This window comes from Elioraea sp. Yellowstone (assembly GCF_006704265.1).
Classification (GTDB): domain Bacteria; phylum Pseudomonadota; class Alphaproteobacteria; order Acetobacterales; family Acetobacteraceae; genus Elioraea.
The window spans coordinates 1-15,037 of record NZ_VIKA01000080.1 but is presented as its reverse complement, the minus strand read 5'-3'; the positions used below and the strand labels follow the sequence as shown (position 1 = coordinate 15,037).

Below are 15,037 nucleotides of genomic sequence, written 5' to 3'. Positions count from 1 at the left end.
GGGCGGGATCACGCCGGGGCGAGTGGCGGCGGCCGTGCGGGCCGGAGCGGTTGCGGTGGCGGCGGTGGGGGCCCTGGCGCGCCCTCCCGCCTCGTGACCCCGCTCCCCCGCGGAGGCAAGCGCCGGTGCGTTCGGCCGGGAGCCTTGCCCCCGGCCGGATCGGCAGATCCGCACCGTTGGGATCGCGGCACGCTTGGAGCGGTTTCCGGTCGAGCGGAGACCGCTCCGGCCCACGCCGGCGCGCATCAGCACGCCTGCGGTTCGGTCCAGCCCCGCGCGACCGGCTCTAGACGAGAGCGAGGGTAAGCGGCAGGGTCGCCGCCGCGACGAGCGTCTGCAGGGTGGTGATGCCGGCCATCAGCGGCGCATCGCCGCCGAGCTGCTTCGACATGATGTAGGAGGAGGTCGCGGTCGGCAGGGCGGCGAACAGCACTGTGACCTCGGCCGGCACGCCGCGCACGCCGAAGGCCGCGCAGGCGAGCCAGGTGAGTGCCGGCAGCAGCACGAACTTCGCCGCCGAAGCGACCGCTGCCGCGCCCGGCCGCGCCCGGAGCGCGCGTGGGGTGAAGGCCGCGCCGACACAGAGGAGCCCGATCGGCAGGCTCGCCTGGCCGAGGCTCCTGAGCGCCGCCGACACCACGCCCGGCACCGGCGCCGCCGTCGCCTGCCAGACCGCGCCGATCGCGCAGCCGAGGATCAGCGGGTTGGTCGCGAGCGCCTTCAGCGTGCCGGCGAGGTTGGGCCGCGCGGTGCCGAAACGCGCGAAGGCGAGCACCGACATCACGTTCACGGTGGGCACGATCGCGGCATTGGCGAGCGCGGCGAGCGCGACGCCGGGGGCGCCGTAGAGCGCGGCCGACGCGGCGAGCCCGATGTAGTTGTTGAAGCGGATTCCCCCCTGCAGCACGGAGGTGAAGCCGGGGCCGTCGATGCCGAGGTGCCTGCGCAGCGCGACCAGCACGGCGGCGGTGACGAAGAGCGGGGCGACGATCGCGGCCGCCATGCCTGCAACCGGCACGCCGCCGAGATCGGCGGTGCCCAGCCCCTGCGCGAGCAGCGCGGGCAGCAGCACGACGAAGCAGAGCCGCTCCGCGCCGGGCCAGAACGGGTCGGGCAGGAAGGCCGCGCGCCTGAGCCCCCAGCCGAGCCCGATCAGGAGGGCGACCGGGACGACGGCGAGGGTGACGGCGGCGAGGCGGTCCACGATCAGCGCGGGAAGCTGACGGTCGCACTGCCCGCCTGGAGCGTGCGCGTCGCGAGGTCGTACTCCATCAGGTCCTCGCCCAGGATCAGCGGACCGTGCCACTGCGCGCGCACCTCGGCGACCAGGGCCGTGCGGTCGAACGTCGTCGGCACGAAGTGGGTGAGGATCAGCATCCCGACATCCGCCTCTGCGGCGACCGCGCCCACCTCGGTCGAGAGCGTATGGTAGGCGGCGACCGCATCGATCCCTTCCTGCGTGCGCACGCCGTCCAGGGGCCGCATCTCGCGCTTGATGAACACCTCGTGCAGCAGGCAGTCCGCACCGCGCGCCGCCTCGATCAGCGGCTTCCAGACGATCGTGTCGGCGGAGTGGACGAAGCGGTACCCCTCGTGCTCGACCGCGAAGCCGTAGACCTCCGGGAACGGATCGTGGTTCACCTTCACCGCTGTCACGGTGACGCTGCCTCCGCGCAGCGTCTGGCCGTCGGCGAACTCCTTCACCTCGACATCCAGCCCCGCGACCGAGGGGCGCCTCTCGTGCTTCACGCGGATCTCGAGTTCGGGCTTCCACAGCGCTGCCGAGCGTTCGACGAAGCCGATCGTGCCGGGCGGGCCGAACACCTTCCACGGCCGGTCACGCCCCTGGTGCCAGGACGAGACCAGGAGCTGGTGGAAGTCCACCACATGGTCGCTGTGCAGATGGGTGAGGAAGAGCGCATCGATCTCCGCGCCCTTGGTGCCGGCCTGGACGAGCCGTTGGGTGACGCCGGAGCCGCAGTCGAACAGAAGCCGTCGTGTCGCGGCCTGGATCAGGACGGCGGGGCCCATGCGCCGGGGATCGACCTGCGGGCAGCCGGTACCGAGGAGGACGATCTTCATGCGCCGAGCCTATACGGCAGGAGCCGCGGGACCGGAACTCGGCAGCTCGAGTCCACCGCAAGGGCGGCCTGCCCTTCCGCATGCCGATGCGGCCCGAGCGGACAGGATGCGCGCGAGGTCGGCTCCCGCACCGCGCCGGCAGGCCCCTGTCCGCGTCGCAGGCCGGGCCGCACCTTGGCACTCCGGAGATCCGTTCAGGAGTCGGCTGCTGCAGGGGGCAGGTCTTTCGGCAGCACCGCCTCGAGCGCCACGTCGCGGTCGGCACGGAGGTGGTCCCGCATCAGCGTCTCGGCCGTCGCCCCGTCGCGGGCCAGGATCGCGTCGATGATCCTGCCGTGCTCGGCGAGCGCGCTCGCTGCCCGGCCATGCCGCAGCGTCATCAGCCCGAAACGGTGCACCTGATCGGCCAGCTGGTCCATGAATTTGACAAGGCGGGAATTGCGCGTGAGGGCGATGATGCGAGCGTGCAGACGGACAGAGAACTCGTATGCCTCCTGCAGACGTCCGGCGGCGAAGTGGGAGAGGGCATCGGCATGGTCGGCCGTGAGGATCTGCGCATCCGCCTGCGTCAGGTGCTCTGCCGTGACGCGCGCCGCAAAGCCTTCGAGCTGCTCGCGCAGCTGGTAGACCTCGACGATGTCCTGTACCGACGGCTCCGACACCTCGACGCCGCGCTGCGGCAGGATGCGGACAAGGCCGCTGGTGGCGAGTTCCCTCAACGCCTCGCGCACCGGTGTCCGGCTGATGCCAAGCTCCTCGGCGAGCTGGTTCTCGGAGAGCAGGCTGCCGGGTGGGTAGTGCAGGTCGAGGATGCGCTTACGGACAATGCCGAGCGCCCGCTCGCGCAGGCTCGCGGCTGGCTTACGTCGACGCGTCATGCGCCAGCCTGCGCCGCACATAGCGTCCCGTTCCTACAGCGTCCTGGTCCGGTGCGCCGTCGCGCAGCACGAAACGCCCGCGGACGATCGTATGGACGACGCGCCCCGTCAGCGCCCAACCCTCGTAGATGGAGTAGCCCGCCGCGCTGACCACCGCTTCCCGGGTGACAGTCCAGCGCGCGGCCGGATCGACGACGGCGAAATCGGCATCCATGCCCGGGGCGATCGCTCCCTTTGCATGGGCGAGGCCCATGGCGCGCGCCGGATTGCCGGCCGTCAGCTCGGCAATCCGCGCGAGGCTAAGACCCCGCTTGGCGTGACCCTCGCTGAGGAGCACCGGCAGCAAGGTCTCCATCCCCGGGCAGCCCGGGGAGGCTGACCAGATGCCGCCCGCCTTGGACGCGAGGTCGCGGTGGACGTGGTCAGAGGCGACGGTATCGATGCTGCCGTCGCGCAGGCCGCGCCACAGCGCCTCACGATCCGTGGGCTCCCTCAGCGGCGGATTGATCTTGCCGACCGCGCCGCCCTGCCAGCCGACATCATGCGTCAGGTAGTGGGGGCAGGTCTCAATGAAGACGCGGGCCCCCGCTGCCCTCTGGCGCAGGGCGGCATCAAGCGCCTCCGCCGACGAGGTGTGCACCACATAGAGCGGCGCGCCGGTGATCCGGGCGACGTAGGCGGCACGCTGTATCGCGTCGGCCTCGACGAAGGGGGGGCGGGTGGCGTTCCAGCTTGCCAGCCCGCCAGCGCCTTCGGGATCGGCACGCATGACCCGGTCGCGCAAGACCCAGGCCATCTCGATGGTCTCGGGATGCGGGCAGACCATGCCGCCATACTTGGCCGCGGCTTCGCACAGTCTGAGCAGGAAGCCGTCGTCGATGTCGGGCAAGCCGAGTCGTCTTCCCTCGCCACCCCGGTTGTTCATGAAGATCTTGAAGCTCGGGGTGCCCCAGTCGCGGATGCAGGCCTCGATCCCGGCGAGCTGCGCCTCGGTCGACACGATCGGGTGATAACCGAAATCGACACGTGCGCCGGCCGCCGTGACGGCGATCACGTCGGCGAAGATGGCGTCGAAAGGCTCGGTCGCCATGAGATAGGAGACGAAGCAGGTGATGCCGCCGGCGGCGGCCGCAGCCGTCTCCCGGTCTGCGTCGCCAGGCTCGCGCGGGCGCGCGATGTCCGTGCCGTGTCCGAGATGGACATGCACGTCGATCGCGCCCGGCAGCACGACCAACCCACGCAGGCAGACCCGTTCCTGCGCCGCAATTGCCGTGCCGGGAGCGAGCAGGGCGGCAATCCGTCCCTCCGCGACCGCGATGTCGCAGGAGACTGGCTCGACGACGCCAGGGAGCACCGCCCGGCCGCCGGTGAGGAGAAGGTCGCAGGCCACGCGCGTCACTCGCTCGGCGGCAGCGCCGCCAGCGCTGCCACGCACTCCTCCGTGCTCATGACGTCGGCGTATTTCGCAGACATGTCAAACAGATTCACCGCGTGGGACACGCGACTGCGGTCATAGACCGCATCATGGGGCACGACAACCTTGAAATTGTAGGCGAAGCCGTCCACGACCGACCCGCGCACGCAGCCACTCGTCGTGCAGCCCGTGATGACAAGCGTATCCGCAGCAAGATCGATCAGGTAGCTGACCAAGGGGGTGCCGAAGAAAGCGCTCGGGTGCTTCTTTGGCAGCAGGATGTCATGCGGCTGTGGCCGGATCGGTTCGACGAAGTCGTAACCGTTGCGCCCGACCGTCATGAGTGCCGGCACCTTTTCGGCCAGCCGTCCCTGGTCGAAGACCTGCTTCGGCGAGACGTACGGATAGATCACCGGCCAACCGCGAGTGCGGAACAGCGCAAGGAGCGTCCCGATCCGGTTCACGGCCTGCCAGCCCCATTCACCACAGGATGTCGGGAACTCCGCGATCGCCTCCCGCCATGGCATGGGGCGAGATCCGACCGTGCGGTACTGCACGTCGATGATCAGCAGCGCCGGCCGTCGCCCGAGGCCGGCCGGGCGGCCGAAGCCGGCCGCGCGATAGGCATCCTGTTCGTGGTCGGGAATGATGCCGTCCCATGGGTTCATGCTCGTTCTCCGGCAGGCTGTGGGACCCGCTTATGTACACTATCACCATACAGCTTGGATCCTTGTCTATTGACACCGCTCTGGCAACGGCCTTACCAACATGCCGCGCCGTTCCGGACGATTACGGCCGCCCGAAGGCGATGTACCGCCAACGAGCTGTCGGCCCGCTCGCCACCTGATGCGACAGCGGCGGCTGCAGCTTCAGGCCGGAACCGTTCAGCAGCGCGCGCAGGCGCCGCTTTCGCAGGAGCATTCCGATGAGGACGTCGCTCTCCCGCCGTGCCGTGCTGGGATCTGGAGCGCTGCTCGCCCTGGGCGGGCCGGCCAGCGCCTTCCCCGACCGCGCAGTGCGCATTGTCGTGCCGTGGAACGCGGGCGGAGCGACCGATGTCGTCTCGCGCGCTCTCGGTTCCGCGATGGCGCCCCTGCTTGGTCAGCCTGTGGTCGTGGACAATCGGCCGGGCGCAAACGGAGCCGTCGGCGCCCAGTTCGTGGCGCACGCGCAGCCGGACGGGCATGTGCTTCTGGTCGCGAGCGCGGAAACGCACGCGGTGAATCCACTCGTCTATGCGCGCCTTTCCTACGATCCTACGACCGATTTCGAACCTATCGCCGTCTTCGCGAACGGTCCGTTCGCGCTCGTGGTCGGTTCCGGGCTCGGGGTGGACTCGTTGGCAGGCTTCATCGAACGCGCGCGCAGTCGGCCCGGCCAGCTGACCTATGCGTCATGGGGGGTCGGCTCTACATCGCAGATCGCGGCGGTGCGCGTCTTCCAGCAGGCCGGCCTGGAGCTCCTGCACGTGCCCTTCACGGGGGCTGCTCCGGCATACACCGCACTCGTGGCAGGCCAGGTCGATGCCATGTTCATGAATGCCGGCCCGGCCGAGGCGCTGGCGCGCGACGGGCGCGTGCGCATCCTCGCCATCGGCTCCGCCGAACGCGTGCCACTATTGCCGCATGTTCCGACGCTGCGCGAGTTGGGAATGGCCATTGAAGCCGCAAACTGGTTTGCCCTGGTCGGTCCGGCCCGCATGCCGGCGGCGATCGTCGCGCGCCTCGCGGCTGCGGCAGCCGAGGCGCTGCGGGCTTCGGCGACGCAGGACGTCTTCCGCACCCAGGGCATCCTGCCGGTTGGTTTGCCGCCTGAAGAGACGCGCGCCTTCATCGCCGCCGACCGCGAACGGATCGCCGCGGTCGTCCGATCCCTCAACATCCGCCTGGATTAGCCGCCGCGCGGGACGCGCCCGGCTGGCCGGCAGCGGGCCGGCAGGACGGGTTCCAGACCCCGGCGGGCTCGCCGGAAGGCGAGTGCGTCCCCGCCAGTTCAGGCGCCGGTCATCTGCGCGGCCGGCATCCCTTCGACACGCTCGCTGCCGCTGCGCCAGCGATGCGTGCCCTGGCCGGTGGCGACCAGCGTGCCGTCGGCGCGGAACACCTCGGTGCGGGTGAAGAACGTCGTCCCCCCGCGCCCGACCACGCGCGCCTCCGCCACGACCGGACCGGGCGTGACCGGGGCGATGAACTGGGCCGCGAGCGCGAGCGTCAGCCCGCGCCGGGCGTTGCCGGGCACGCTGCACCAGAGGCCGGAATAGGCCGCGGCCTGGTCGATCAGCCCCAGCACGAAGCCGCCATGAACGACGCCCGCGCGGTTCATGTGCTGCGGTCCCGCCTCGGCGGCGAGCCGGGCGAAGCCGTCGCGCCAGTCGAGCAGGCGGAAGCCGAACAGGTCGTGATAGGGGGCGGGCAGGGGGTCGGGCGGAACGTCGCTCATGGCGCGAGTGAGCGCCGGCGCGGCGCCGTGGTCAATCAGGCGATCTGCAGGTTCTGCAGCGCCTCCTCGAGCTCCTGGAACGAGGGCATGTGCTCGGTCGGTGCCATCTTGCGCCCGGTCTCGACCGAGACCTGCGGCGCGTTGCCGTGCAGGTGGGCCACCAGCACGGCGCGGATCACCTCGTAGTACTTGATCTCCTCCTCGACGACCGACTGAAGCCGTGACGCCATCGGACCCATCAGGCCATAGGCGAGGAAGACGCCGAGGAACGTGCCGACCAGTGCCGAGCCGATCATCTTGCCGAGGATCGGCGGCGGTTCGGTGATCGAGCCCATGGTCTTGATCACGCCCATCACGGCCGCGACGATGCCGAGGGCCGGCAGGGCGTCCGCCACCTTCTGCATCGCATGGGCCGGGTGCAGCTCCTCGTTCAGGAGCTTGCGCAGTTCGCGCGCGAAGACGTCCTCGATCTGGTGCGGATCGTCCGCGTGCATGCCCACCATGCGCAGGTAGTCGCAGATCAGCGTCACCGCGTGATGGTCGTCGCGGATGCGCGGGAACTTGGCGAAGGCGGGGCTCTCCATCGGCTTCTCGATATGCGGCTCGAGCGCCATCGCGCCCTTGGTGGCGGCCAGCCGCACCAGCCAGTACAGCAGCGAGAGCAGGTCGATGTAGTCGGACTTGCGGAACTTGCCGCCCTTGAGGACCTTCGAGAAGCCCGCGGCCACGTGCTTCACGCCGTGCATCGAGTTCGCCATCAGCAGCGTGCCGAGTGCGGCGCCGCCGATGATCATCATCTCGAAGGGAAGGGCGGCAAGGATGATGCCGATCTTGCCGCCGGCGAGGATGTAGCCGCCGAACACGCAGATGATGATGAAGACGAAGCCGCCGATGGTCAGCATGGGGGCACGCCCTCAGTTCACCGGCGGGACGGCGGGCGCGGCCAGGGCCGCGCGCTGCACCAGGATGGCGACGCGGCGGTTGGCTGCCGCGCGCGGATCGGCCGGCAGCAGCAGGTCGCGATCGGCCCGGCCGGAGATGCCCTGGATGCGCGCCTCGGGCACGCCCGCCTCGATCAGCAGCCGGCGTGCGGCGTTCGCGCGATCGGCCGAGAGCTCCCAGTTGGTGACACCGCTGCCGGAACGGAACGGGGTCGCGTCGGTATGGCCCGCGATGGTGATCGGGTTGCCGAGCCGGGCGAGCACCGGCGCCACCTTCGCGATCAGCGCCTTCGCCGCTTCGTTCGGCCGGCTGGAGCCGAGCGCGAACATGGGCTGGCCCTCGCTGTCGAGAAGCTGCAGCCGGAGCCCTTCGGGGGTGACGTCCACCGCGAGCTGGCGGGCGAGCTCGGCGAGCGCCGGATCGGCGGTGACCGCCGCGCGGATCGCCTCCGCCGCCTGCTCGAGCGCCTCGGCCTCCGCTTCGGCCGCCGCCTGCCGCTCCAGCGCCTCGACCGCGCCCTCCGTGGCCTGCTCGCCCCCGGCGCCGGCGGTGCGCGGATCGGCGAAGCGGCCGCCGGCGTCGAAGCGGTTCGGGAAGGCGCCCCCCTCGGCGAAGATCGCCTGGTGGGGCTCGCCCTCATCGGGCAGGTCCTCCTCCTCGGGCGGATAGCTGCGCTCGACCTGCGGCACGGTGGGCGTGCCGGCCTTGCCGACCGCAGAGCCGTCCGAGACGATGTCGGTGCCGGCGAAGGGCTTGCCCGAGCCGGAATTGTCGTTGCCGAAGACGTTCACCGGCGCGAAGTACTGGGCGATGCCCATCTTCTGCTCCTCGGTGGTGGCGTTCAGCAGCCACATCAGCAGGAAGAACGCCATCATCGCGGTGACGAAGTCGGCGTAGGCGACCTTCCACGCGCCGCCGTGGTGCCCGTGCTCGGCTCCTTCCTCGCGCCGGATGACGAGGGTCGCGCCGTCCTTCTCCTTCTTGCCCCTGCGAGCGCTCATCGCCCCTGGCTTGCCCGTGCCTGCTGCGGCCGCGCATACGGCGGCCCTCCCGGGCACCCTGCCCGAGAGGGATTAAGCCTTGCCTAAGCCGCGCCGGTTCCGGCTTGCACGCACGGCCGGTGGCGTCCATATCGGGCGGGCCGCGCGGGTGCCGCCGGCAAGCGAGAGGGAGACGAGCGGGGCGGCGCGCCTGCCCCGGACCGGTGCCGGCCGCCGCGCCGGACCTTTCTGGGGGAGGGAGATGCCACAGCCGAGGGCTCAGATCACCGCACACGGTCCGCGCCGGCCGTGCTGATCGCCGTCCTCGCGCCCTTCGCCGCGGCCGGATTCGCGCCGCTCCTGGTGCGGCTGCTCGGCGACCGCGCCGGTCTCGTGCTGGCGATTGTGCCGGCCGCCACCTTCGTCTGGCTGCTCTCGCGCCTGCCCGAGGCCACGCCGGGCGTGCTCGAAGCCACGCCCTGGGTGCCCGGGCTCGACGTCGCGCTCGACTTCAGCCTCGACGGGCTGTCGCTGATCTTCGCGCTGCTGATCAGCGGCATCGGCACGCTGATCGTCCTCTACGCGGGCGGTTACCTCAAGGGCCACCCGATGCTGGGGCGCTTCTTCCTGTTCCTGATGATGTTCATGGGCGCGATGCAGGGTGTGGTGCTGTCGGACAACGTCATCACGCTCTTCGTGTTCTGGGAACTCACCAGCCTCGCCTCCTACCTGCTGGTGGGCTTCGAGAGCGACAGGCCGGCCGCACGGCGGGCCGCCCTGCAGGCGCTGCTGATCACCGGCAGCGGCGGGCTCGCGCTGCTCGCGGGGCTGGTCATGCTCGCCGAGGCCGGCGGGTCGTGGCGGATCTCGGACCTCACCGGCGCGGGGGCGTGGATTCAGGACGACCCTCTCTACCGGCCGATCCTGATCCTGGTCGTGCTCGGCTGCTTCACCAAGAGCGCGCAGTGGCCGTTCCACTCCTGGCTGCCGGGCGCGATGCAGGCACCGACCCCGGTCTCCGCCTATCTGCACTCGGCGACCATGGTGAAGGCGGGGGTCTATCTGCTCGCCCGGCTCGACCCCGCGCTCGGCGGCTCGCCGGAATGGCTCTGGATCCTCACCGGGATCGGCGGGCTGACCATGCTGATGGGCGTGGTGTTCGCGCTGCTGGAGACCGACCTCAAGCTGGTGCTGGCCTGGACCACGGTCTCGGCGCTCGGCACGCTGGTGTTCCTGCTCGGCCCCACCCATGAGCCGGGCGTGAAGGCGGCCATGGCCTTCCTGCTGGTGCACGCGCTCTACAAGGGTGCGCTGTTCATGGCAGCCGGCAATGTGGATCACGAGGCGGGCACGCGCGACCTGACGCGGCTCGGCGGGCTGATGCGGACCATGCCCGTGACCTTCGCGGCCGCAGCGGTGGCGTGCGTCTCGATGGCAGGGCTGCCGTTCGGTCTGGGCTGGGTGGCGAAGGAGCTGATCGGCGCGGCCAAGATCGCGCTCGAGGACGAGTTCGGCATCACCGTGATCGCCGCGACGCTCACCAACCTGATGCTGTTCTGTGTCGCCGCGATCGTCGCGACCGTGCCCTTCACCGGTCGGACGAGCGAGGCGGCGGCGCATGCGCACGAGGCACCCTGGCCGATGCTGGCCGGGCCCGTGATGCTCGCAGCACTCGGGCTCGTCTTCGGCATGGCGCCCAACCTGATCGCCGAGCCCCTGATCGCCGCCGCGACCACCGCGGTCATCGGCCGCAAGGCGACGCTCGAGATCGTCCTGTTCAAGGCCTTCGACTGGAAGTTCCTGCTCACGCTCGCGACCTTCGTCGCGGGTGCCGCGCTGTTCCTGCTCTGGCGCCGGTCTGCGGCCGGGTGGCGCGCGTCGCTGAACCCCGTCCTCGATCGCGGCCCGGATCGCGGCTACGACCAGGTGATGCGAGGGCTCGCCGCACTCGCCGCCTGGCAGACGCGGATCTGGCAGCCGGGCCTGCTGCACCGCTACATGGCCGCCTCCTTCGCGGTGGTGACGCTCGCCGGCGCAGCGAGCCTCACGCGCGGGGAGATGCGCCTGAACCTCGACTTCGACGGGGGGCGGCTGATCGAGTGGGCGGTGTTCGCCGTCACCGCCGCCTCGGCCCTGGTCGCCGCCCTCGCGACCACGCGGCTGCTTGCGGTCACGGCCCTCGGCATGCTCGGTCTCGGGGTCGCGATGATCTTCATGCTGTTCGGCGCGCCCGATCTCGCGATCACCCAGTTCATGGTCGAGACGCTGGTGGTGGTGATCCTCGCGCTGGTGCTGATCCGCCTGCCCGGATTCCGGCTGTCCGCCGGAGGGGCCCGGCCGCGCTGGCTCTACGCCGGGATCTCGGCCGGCACCGGCGCGCTGGTCACGCTGCTGCTGCTCGGCGTGCTGGCCGAGCCCTTCGATCCCCGTCTCTCCGAGTGGTTCGGCCGCGCCGCGGTGCCTGAGGCGTTCGGTCACAACATCGTCAACGTCATCCTGGTCGATTTCCGTGCGCTCGACACGCTCGGCGAGATCATCGTGGTGTTCGCCGCCGCCCTCGCCGCGCTCGCCGCGATCGGCATCGGCGCGAGAACCCGGGCATGAGCAGCCTGATCCTGCGCGCGGCGACGCGCGTGCTGGCGCCGATGATGCTGATGCTGTCGCTCTTCCTGCTCTGGCGCGGCCACAACCTGCCGGGCGGCGGTTTCATCGGCGGCCTGGTCGCGACCTCGGCGATCGCGCTGCAGGGCATCGCCTTCGGCCCGGAGGCGGCACGACGCACGCTGGTCCTGCCGCCCGCGGTGATTGCCGGCATCGGCTTGGCCGCCGCCCTGGTCGCGACCCTGCCGGCCGGGCTGGCCGCGCTGCCGTTCTTCACCGGGCTCTGGCTGAAGCTCGACCTCGGCGACGGCGCGACCCTGCCGCTCTCGACGCCGCTGCTCTTCGACATCGGCGTGTTCCTGGTCGTGATCGGCGGCGTGTGCGCGATCCTGCTCGCGCTCGAGGAGGATCCCGAGACGGATCCGACGGAGCAGCCCTGAGATGGAAGCACCGCTCGCGCTGCTGATCGGGCTGCTCACCGGGGTCGCCACCTGGCTGATGCTGTCGCGCAACCTGATCCGGCTGCTGCTCGGCTTCGCCGTGCTCGGCAACGCGGTGAACCTGCTGATCTTCACCGCCGGGCGGCTGACGCGCGACGTGCCGCCGATCGTGCCGGCAGGCGCCCAGGCGATCGAGGGGGCCTTCGCCAATCCGCTGCCGCAGGCCCTGGTGCTGACCGCGATCGTGATCGGCTTCGGCCTGCTCGCCTTCGCCCTCGTGCTCGCCTGGCAGGCCTATGTGCGGCTCGGCACCATCCGCACCGACGAGATGCGCGAGGCGGAGCCGCCCGAGGAGGCGAAGCCGTGAGCGGCTGGTACGCGGTCGCGCCCCTCATCGTCGCGGTCGCGGCCGCCGCGGCGACCACGCTTGCCCATGCCGCGCCGCGCACCCAGCGCGCGCTCTCGCTCGGCGGCGCCTTCGCCCTGCTGCTCGCGGCGGTCGCGCTGATGGACGCCGTCTGGCGCGGCGGCATGATCGTCGTGCAGTCGAGCAACTGGGCGGCCCCCTTCGGCATCACGCTCGCGGTCGATACCTTCGGCGCGGTGATGACGCTGATCGCTGCGATCACGGGAGCGGCCTGCCTCACCTTCGCGATTCCGGAGATCGAGGAGCGCCACCGCCGCGCCTGGTTCCACCCGCTCAGCCATGTGCTGCTGCTCGGCGTGTGCGGCGCCTTCATCACCGGGGATCTGTTCAACCTCTACGTCTGGTTCGAGGTGATGCTGATCGCCTCGTTCGGACTGATGACGATCGGCGGCACCAAGGCGCAGACCGACGGCGCGGTGAAATACGTGTCGCTCAACCTGGTCGCGACGCTGCTGTTCCTGCTCGCGGTCGGCCTGCTCTACGGCATGACCGGCACGCTGAACTACGCCGACCTCGCGCGCACCATCCCGACCGTGGGCAACACCGGCGTGCTGACCGCGGCGGCGATGCTGCTGATGGCGGCGTTCGGCATGAAGGCGGCCGTGTTCCCGCTGTTCTTCTGGCTGCCCGCCGCCTACCACACGCCGCTCGTCTCGGTCTCGGCGGTGTTCGCGGGCCTGCTCACCAAGGTCGGCGTCTATGCGCTGATCCGCGCCTTCACCCTGCTGTTCACCCACGATGTCGGCTGGACGCACCAGATCCTGCTCTGGGTGTCGGGGCTGACGATGATCACCGGCGTGCTCGGCGCGGCGGCACAGAGCGAGATGCGGCGCATCCTCTCGTGGCACATCATCAGCCAGATCGGCTACATGGTGATGGGGCTCGCGCTCTATACGCCGCTCGCGATCGTGGGCTCGGTGTTCTACCTGGTGCACCACATCGTGGTGAAGGCCAACCTGTTCCTGATCGCCGGCGTGGCCGCGCGGCTCGCCGGCTCGATGGAGCTGAAGAAGATCGGCGGGCTCTACCGCGCCGCGCCGCTGCTCGGCGTGCTGTTCTTCATCCCGGCCTTCAGCCTCGCCGGCTTCCCCCCGCTCTCCGGGTTCTGGGCCAAGCTGATCCTGGTGCGCGCGGCGCTCGAGGACCGCGAGTGGTGGATCGCGGCGGCCGCCCTCGTCACCGGCCTGCTCACGATCTACTCGATGACCAAGATCTGGGGCGAGGCGTTCTGGAAGCCGCACCCTCGGGGCGACGGCGCGGCCGCTCCGCTCGCGGCCGCGCCCGCCGCGATGCTCGCACCGATCGTCGCCCTTGCCGCCTGCACCATCGCGATCGGCCTGTTCGCCCAGCCCTTCTGGATCGTCGCCGAGCGCGCTGCGGCGGAGCTGCTCGATCCCGCCGCCTATGCCGCCGCCGTGCTGGGGAGGCTGCCATGAGGCGCCCCGCGGGGATGTTCGCGATCAACCTGATGCTGATGCTCGCCTGGTGCGGCAGCTTCGGCAGCTTCGGGCCCTGGACGCTCCTCACCGGCTTCGTCGCCGGCTTCGCGGTGCTCTACCTGACCCGCCGCGTCTGGGGCGATCCGGAGCCGCAGTATTTCCGCAAGACGTTCGCCTTCCTCAGCTTCTTCGGCTTCTACGCCAATGCGCTTCTGCAATCCTCGATCCTGATCGCGCGCCAGGTGCTGAGCCCGCGCATCACCGCGCGGCCGGGCGTGATCGCGGTGCCGCTCGAGGCCGAGCGCGACCTGGAGATCGCCGCGCTCGCCAACCTGATCACGCTGACGCCCGGCACGCTCTCGCTCGACGTCTCGGAGGACCGCTCGACCCTCTACGTGCACGCGATGTTCTTCGACGATCCGGAGGTCGTGCTGGACGACATCAAGAACAACTTCGAGCGCCGCCTGCTGGAGTTCCTGCGGTGAGCGCGGTCCTGGAGGGCACGATCTGGCTCGGCTGGGCGATGCTCGCGGTCGCCTTCGCGGTCGGCCTCGCACGGCTGGTGGTCGGCCCGCACCTGCCCGACCGGATCGTCGCCCTCGACATGCTGGCGCTCACCGCGATCTGCGCGGCGCTGCTGCTGGCGCTTGCCTCGGGTTCCTCGACCTATGTCGATCTCGCGCTGGTGATGGCGCTCGTTTCGTTCCTCTCGACCGTCGCCTTCGCGCGCTATGTCGAGTGGGTGGCGTTCCGGCGCGCCCGCCAGGACCGTCCGCCGCCGCTGGACCATGCCGATGATTGAGCTGCTGGTCGAGCTCGTGCTGGTCGTGCTGGTGCTCGCCGGCTCCGGCTTCGCGCTGATCGCCGCGATCGGCGTCTGGCGCCTGCCCGACTCGCTGATGCGCATGCACGCCTCGTCGAAGGCGGGCACGCTCGGCGGGTCCTTGTTGTTCTTCGCGGTGGCGATCGGGCTCGGCGAGTTCGACCCGGCCGTGCGCGCGCTCGCCGGGGTGGCGTTCCTGCTCTTCACCACGCCGATCGCCTCGCACCTGATCGCGCGCGCGACCTATCTGCTCGGCGTGCCGCGCGACCCGAGCCAGGTGCGCGACGACCTCGAGGGCCGCTACGACCTCGCCGCGCGCGTCTGTCAGGCGCCGCCCGAGGCGGCGCGCGCCGCCACGAGCGCCGCGAGCGGCGGCGAGAGGCCCTCGACCGGAGCGGGCGGCGGCGCGGCGTAGCTGCCGGCCGCGGGCTTGCCCGGCGCGCCCGCGGCCAGCGCGATGCCGAGACGCACCAGGCAGGCGAGGCTGTCGAGCAGCGGCACGGGCACCGCGTCGGCCAGGCGTTGGGCCAATCCCGCAAGCCCTGCCCCGCCGAGCACCACCACCTCCGCGC

The 15,037-nt window shown here is 70.9% G+C and carries 17 protein-coding genes; 8 read left to right on the top strand and 9 right to left on the bottom strand.

Annotated elements, in window-relative coordinates:
- Positions 1-286: 286 nt before the first annotated feature.
- From FK498_RS11970 to FK498_RS11950, 5 genes are all read right to left on the bottom strand, one after another.
- A complete protein-coding gene (locus tag FK498_RS11970) occupies positions 287-1,204 on the bottom strand; it encodes an AEC family transporter (protein WP_141854853.1) in 918 nt (305 codons plus the stop codon).
- A gap of 2 nt (positions 1,205-1,206) precedes the next feature.
- Positions 1,207-2,082 carry an MBL fold metallo-hydrolase gene (locus FK498_RS11965; protein ID WP_141854851.1) on the bottom strand — a complete coding sequence of 292 codons (876 nt, stop codon included), beginning with the start codon at positions 2,080-2,082 and terminating at the stop codon, positions 1,207-1,209.
- Between the two features lie 194 nt (positions 2,083-2,276).
- Positions 2,277-2,960 carry a GntR family transcriptional regulator gene (locus FK498_RS11960; protein ID WP_161988392.1) on the bottom strand — a complete coding sequence of 228 codons (684 nt, stop codon included), beginning with the start codon at positions 2,958-2,960 and terminating at the stop codon, positions 2,277-2,279.
- Positions 2,944-4,350 carry a dihydroorotase family protein gene (locus FK498_RS11955; RefSeq protein ID WP_202614829.1) on the bottom strand — a complete coding sequence of 469 codons (1,407 nt, stop codon included), beginning with the start codon at positions 4,348-4,350 and terminating at the stop codon, positions 2,944-2,946. The genes FK498_RS11960 and FK498_RS11955 overlap by 17 nt, the downstream gene beginning before the upstream one ends.
- A gap of 5 nt (positions 4,351-4,355) precedes the next feature.
- The gene (locus FK498_RS11950; protein ID WP_141854845.1) at positions 4,356-5,042 is read right to left on the bottom strand and encodes an isochorismatase family protein; all 687 of its coding nucleotides are present in this window, start codon (positions 5,040-5,042) and stop codon (positions 4,356-4,358) included.
- Between the two features lie 257 nt (positions 5,043-5,299).
- Here FK498_RS11950 and FK498_RS11945 point away from each other — a divergent pair, with 257 nt between their 5' ends.
- Positions 5,300-6,268: a tripartite tricarboxylate transporter substrate binding protein gene (locus FK498_RS11945; protein ID WP_141854843.1), complete on the top strand. Its 969-nt coding sequence runs from the start codon at positions 5,300-5,302 to the stop codon at positions 6,266-6,268.
- A gap of 98 nt (positions 6,269-6,366) precedes the next feature.
- On the opposite strand, the gene FK498_RS11940 is transcribed toward FK498_RS11945, so the two are convergent.
- Genes FK498_RS11940 through FK498_RS11930 form a run of 3 tightly spaced genes read right to left on the bottom strand, consistent with a single transcriptional unit; the run spans position 6,367 to position 8,756 of the window.
- Positions 6,367-6,813, bottom strand: a complete 447-nt coding sequence (locus FK498_RS11940) for a PaaI family thioesterase (RefSeq protein ID WP_141854841.1) — start codon at positions 6,811-6,813, stop codon at positions 6,367-6,369.
- 35 nt (positions 6,814-6,848) lie between these two features.
- Complete coding sequence (gene motA / locus FK498_RS11935) at positions 6,849-7,715, bottom strand: flagellar motor stator protein MotA (protein WP_141854839.1); 867 nt, start codon at positions 7,713-7,715, stop codon at positions 6,849-6,851.
- Between the two features lie 12 nt (positions 7,716-7,727).
- The gene (locus FK498_RS11930; protein WP_141854837.1) at positions 7,728-8,756 is read right to left on the bottom strand and encodes a flagellar motor protein MotB; all 1,029 of its coding nucleotides are present in this window, start codon (positions 8,754-8,756) and stop codon (positions 7,728-7,730) included.
- Between the two features lie 288 nt (positions 8,757-9,044).
- Here FK498_RS11930 and mbhE point away from each other — a divergent pair, with 288 nt between their 5' ends.
- The 7 genes from mbhE to mnhG are packed head-to-tail and all read left to right on the top strand — an operon-like array spanning position 9,045 to position 14,880.
- Complete coding sequence (gene mbhE, locus FK498_RS11925) at positions 9,045-11,339, top strand: hydrogen gas-evolving membrane-bound hydrogenase subunit E (protein ID WP_141854835.1); 2,295 nt, start codon at positions 9,045-9,047, stop codon at positions 11,337-11,339.
- Positions 11,336-11,776 (top strand): MnhB domain-containing protein, encoded by a 441-nt coding sequence (locus FK498_RS11920; RefSeq protein ID WP_141854833.1) that lies wholly within the window; start codon positions 11,336-11,338, stop codon positions 11,774-11,776. The genes mbhE and FK498_RS11920 overlap by 4 nt, the downstream gene beginning before the upstream one ends.
- Before the next feature lies 1 nt (position 11,777).
- Positions 11,778-12,143: a Na+/H+ antiporter subunit C gene (locus tag FK498_RS11915; protein ID WP_141854830.1), complete on the top strand. Its 366-nt coding sequence runs from the start codon at positions 11,778-11,780 to the stop codon at positions 12,141-12,143.
- Complete coding sequence (locus tag FK498_RS11910; protein ID WP_141854828.1) at positions 12,140-13,639, top strand: Na+/H+ antiporter subunit D; 1,500 nt, start codon at positions 12,140-12,142, stop codon at positions 13,637-13,639. The genes FK498_RS11915 and FK498_RS11910 overlap by 4 nt, the downstream gene beginning before the upstream one ends.
- A complete protein-coding gene (locus FK498_RS11905) occupies positions 13,636-14,127 on the top strand; it encodes a Na+/H+ antiporter subunit E (RefSeq protein ID WP_141854826.1) in 492 nt (163 codons plus the stop codon). The genes FK498_RS11910 and FK498_RS11905 overlap by 4 nt, the downstream gene beginning before the upstream one ends.
- Positions 14,124-14,444: a monovalent cation/H+ antiporter complex subunit F gene (locus FK498_RS11900; protein ID WP_141854824.1), complete on the top strand. Its 321-nt coding sequence runs from the start codon at positions 14,124-14,126 to the stop codon at positions 14,442-14,444. The genes FK498_RS11905 and FK498_RS11900 overlap by 4 nt, the downstream gene beginning before the upstream one ends.
- A complete protein-coding gene (gene mnhG / locus FK498_RS11895) occupies positions 14,437-14,880 on the top strand; it encodes a monovalent cation/H(+) antiporter subunit G (protein ID WP_141854822.1) in 444 nt (147 codons plus the stop codon). Before FK498_RS11900 ends, mnhG begins: the two co-directional genes overlap by 8 nt.
- On the opposite strand, the gene FK498_RS19300 is transcribed toward mnhG, so the two are convergent.
- The coding region (locus FK498_RS19300) for an aspartate/glutamate racemase family protein (RefSeq protein ID WP_408869908.1) at positions 14,790-15,037 on the bottom strand (248 nt) is incomplete at its 5' end. The two genes, mnhG and FK498_RS19300, sit on opposite strands and share 91 nt — an antisense overlap.

Coding starts and splice junctions, on each gene's coding strand:
- FK498_RS11950 (WP_141854845.1), bottom strand. CDS start 5,042: ATGAACCCATGGGACGGCATCATTCCCGACCACGAACAGGATGCCTAT.
- FK498_RS11945 (WP_141854843.1), top strand. CDS start 5,300: ATGAGGACGTCGCTCTCCCGCCGTGCCGTGCTGGGATCTGGAGCGCTG.
- motA (WP_141854839.1), bottom strand. CDS start 7,715: ATGCTGACCATCGGCGGCTTCGTCTTCATCATCATCTGCGTGTTCGGC.
- mnhG (WP_141854822.1), top strand. CDS start 14,437: ATGATTGAGCTGCTGGTCGAGCTCGTGCTGGTCGTGCTGGTGCTCGCC.
- FK498_RS11965 (WP_141854851.1), bottom strand. CDS start 2,082: ATGAAGATCGTCCTCCTCGGTACCGGCTGCCCGCAGGTCGATCCCCGG.
- FK498_RS11930 (WP_141854837.1), bottom strand. CDS start 8,756: ATGAGCGCTCGCAGGGGCAAGAAGGAGAAGGACGGCGCGACCCTCGTC.
- FK498_RS11940 (WP_141854841.1), bottom strand. CDS start 6,813: ATGAGCGACGTTCCGCCCGACCCCCTGCCCGCCCCCTATCACGACCTG.
- FK498_RS11960 (WP_161988392.1), bottom strand. CDS start 2,960: ATGACGCGTCGACGTAAGCCAGCCGCGAGCCTGCGCGAGCGGGCGCTC.
- FK498_RS11915 (WP_141854830.1), top strand. CDS start 11,778: ATGGAAGCACCGCTCGCGCTGCTGATCGGGCTGCTCACCGGGGTCGCC.
- FK498_RS11920 (WP_141854833.1), top strand. CDS start 11,336: ATGAGCAGCCTGATCCTGCGCGCGGCGACGCGCGTGCTGGCGCCGATG.
- FK498_RS11905 (WP_141854826.1), top strand. CDS start 13,636: ATGAGGCGCCCCGCGGGGATGTTCGCGATCAACCTGATGCTGATGCTC.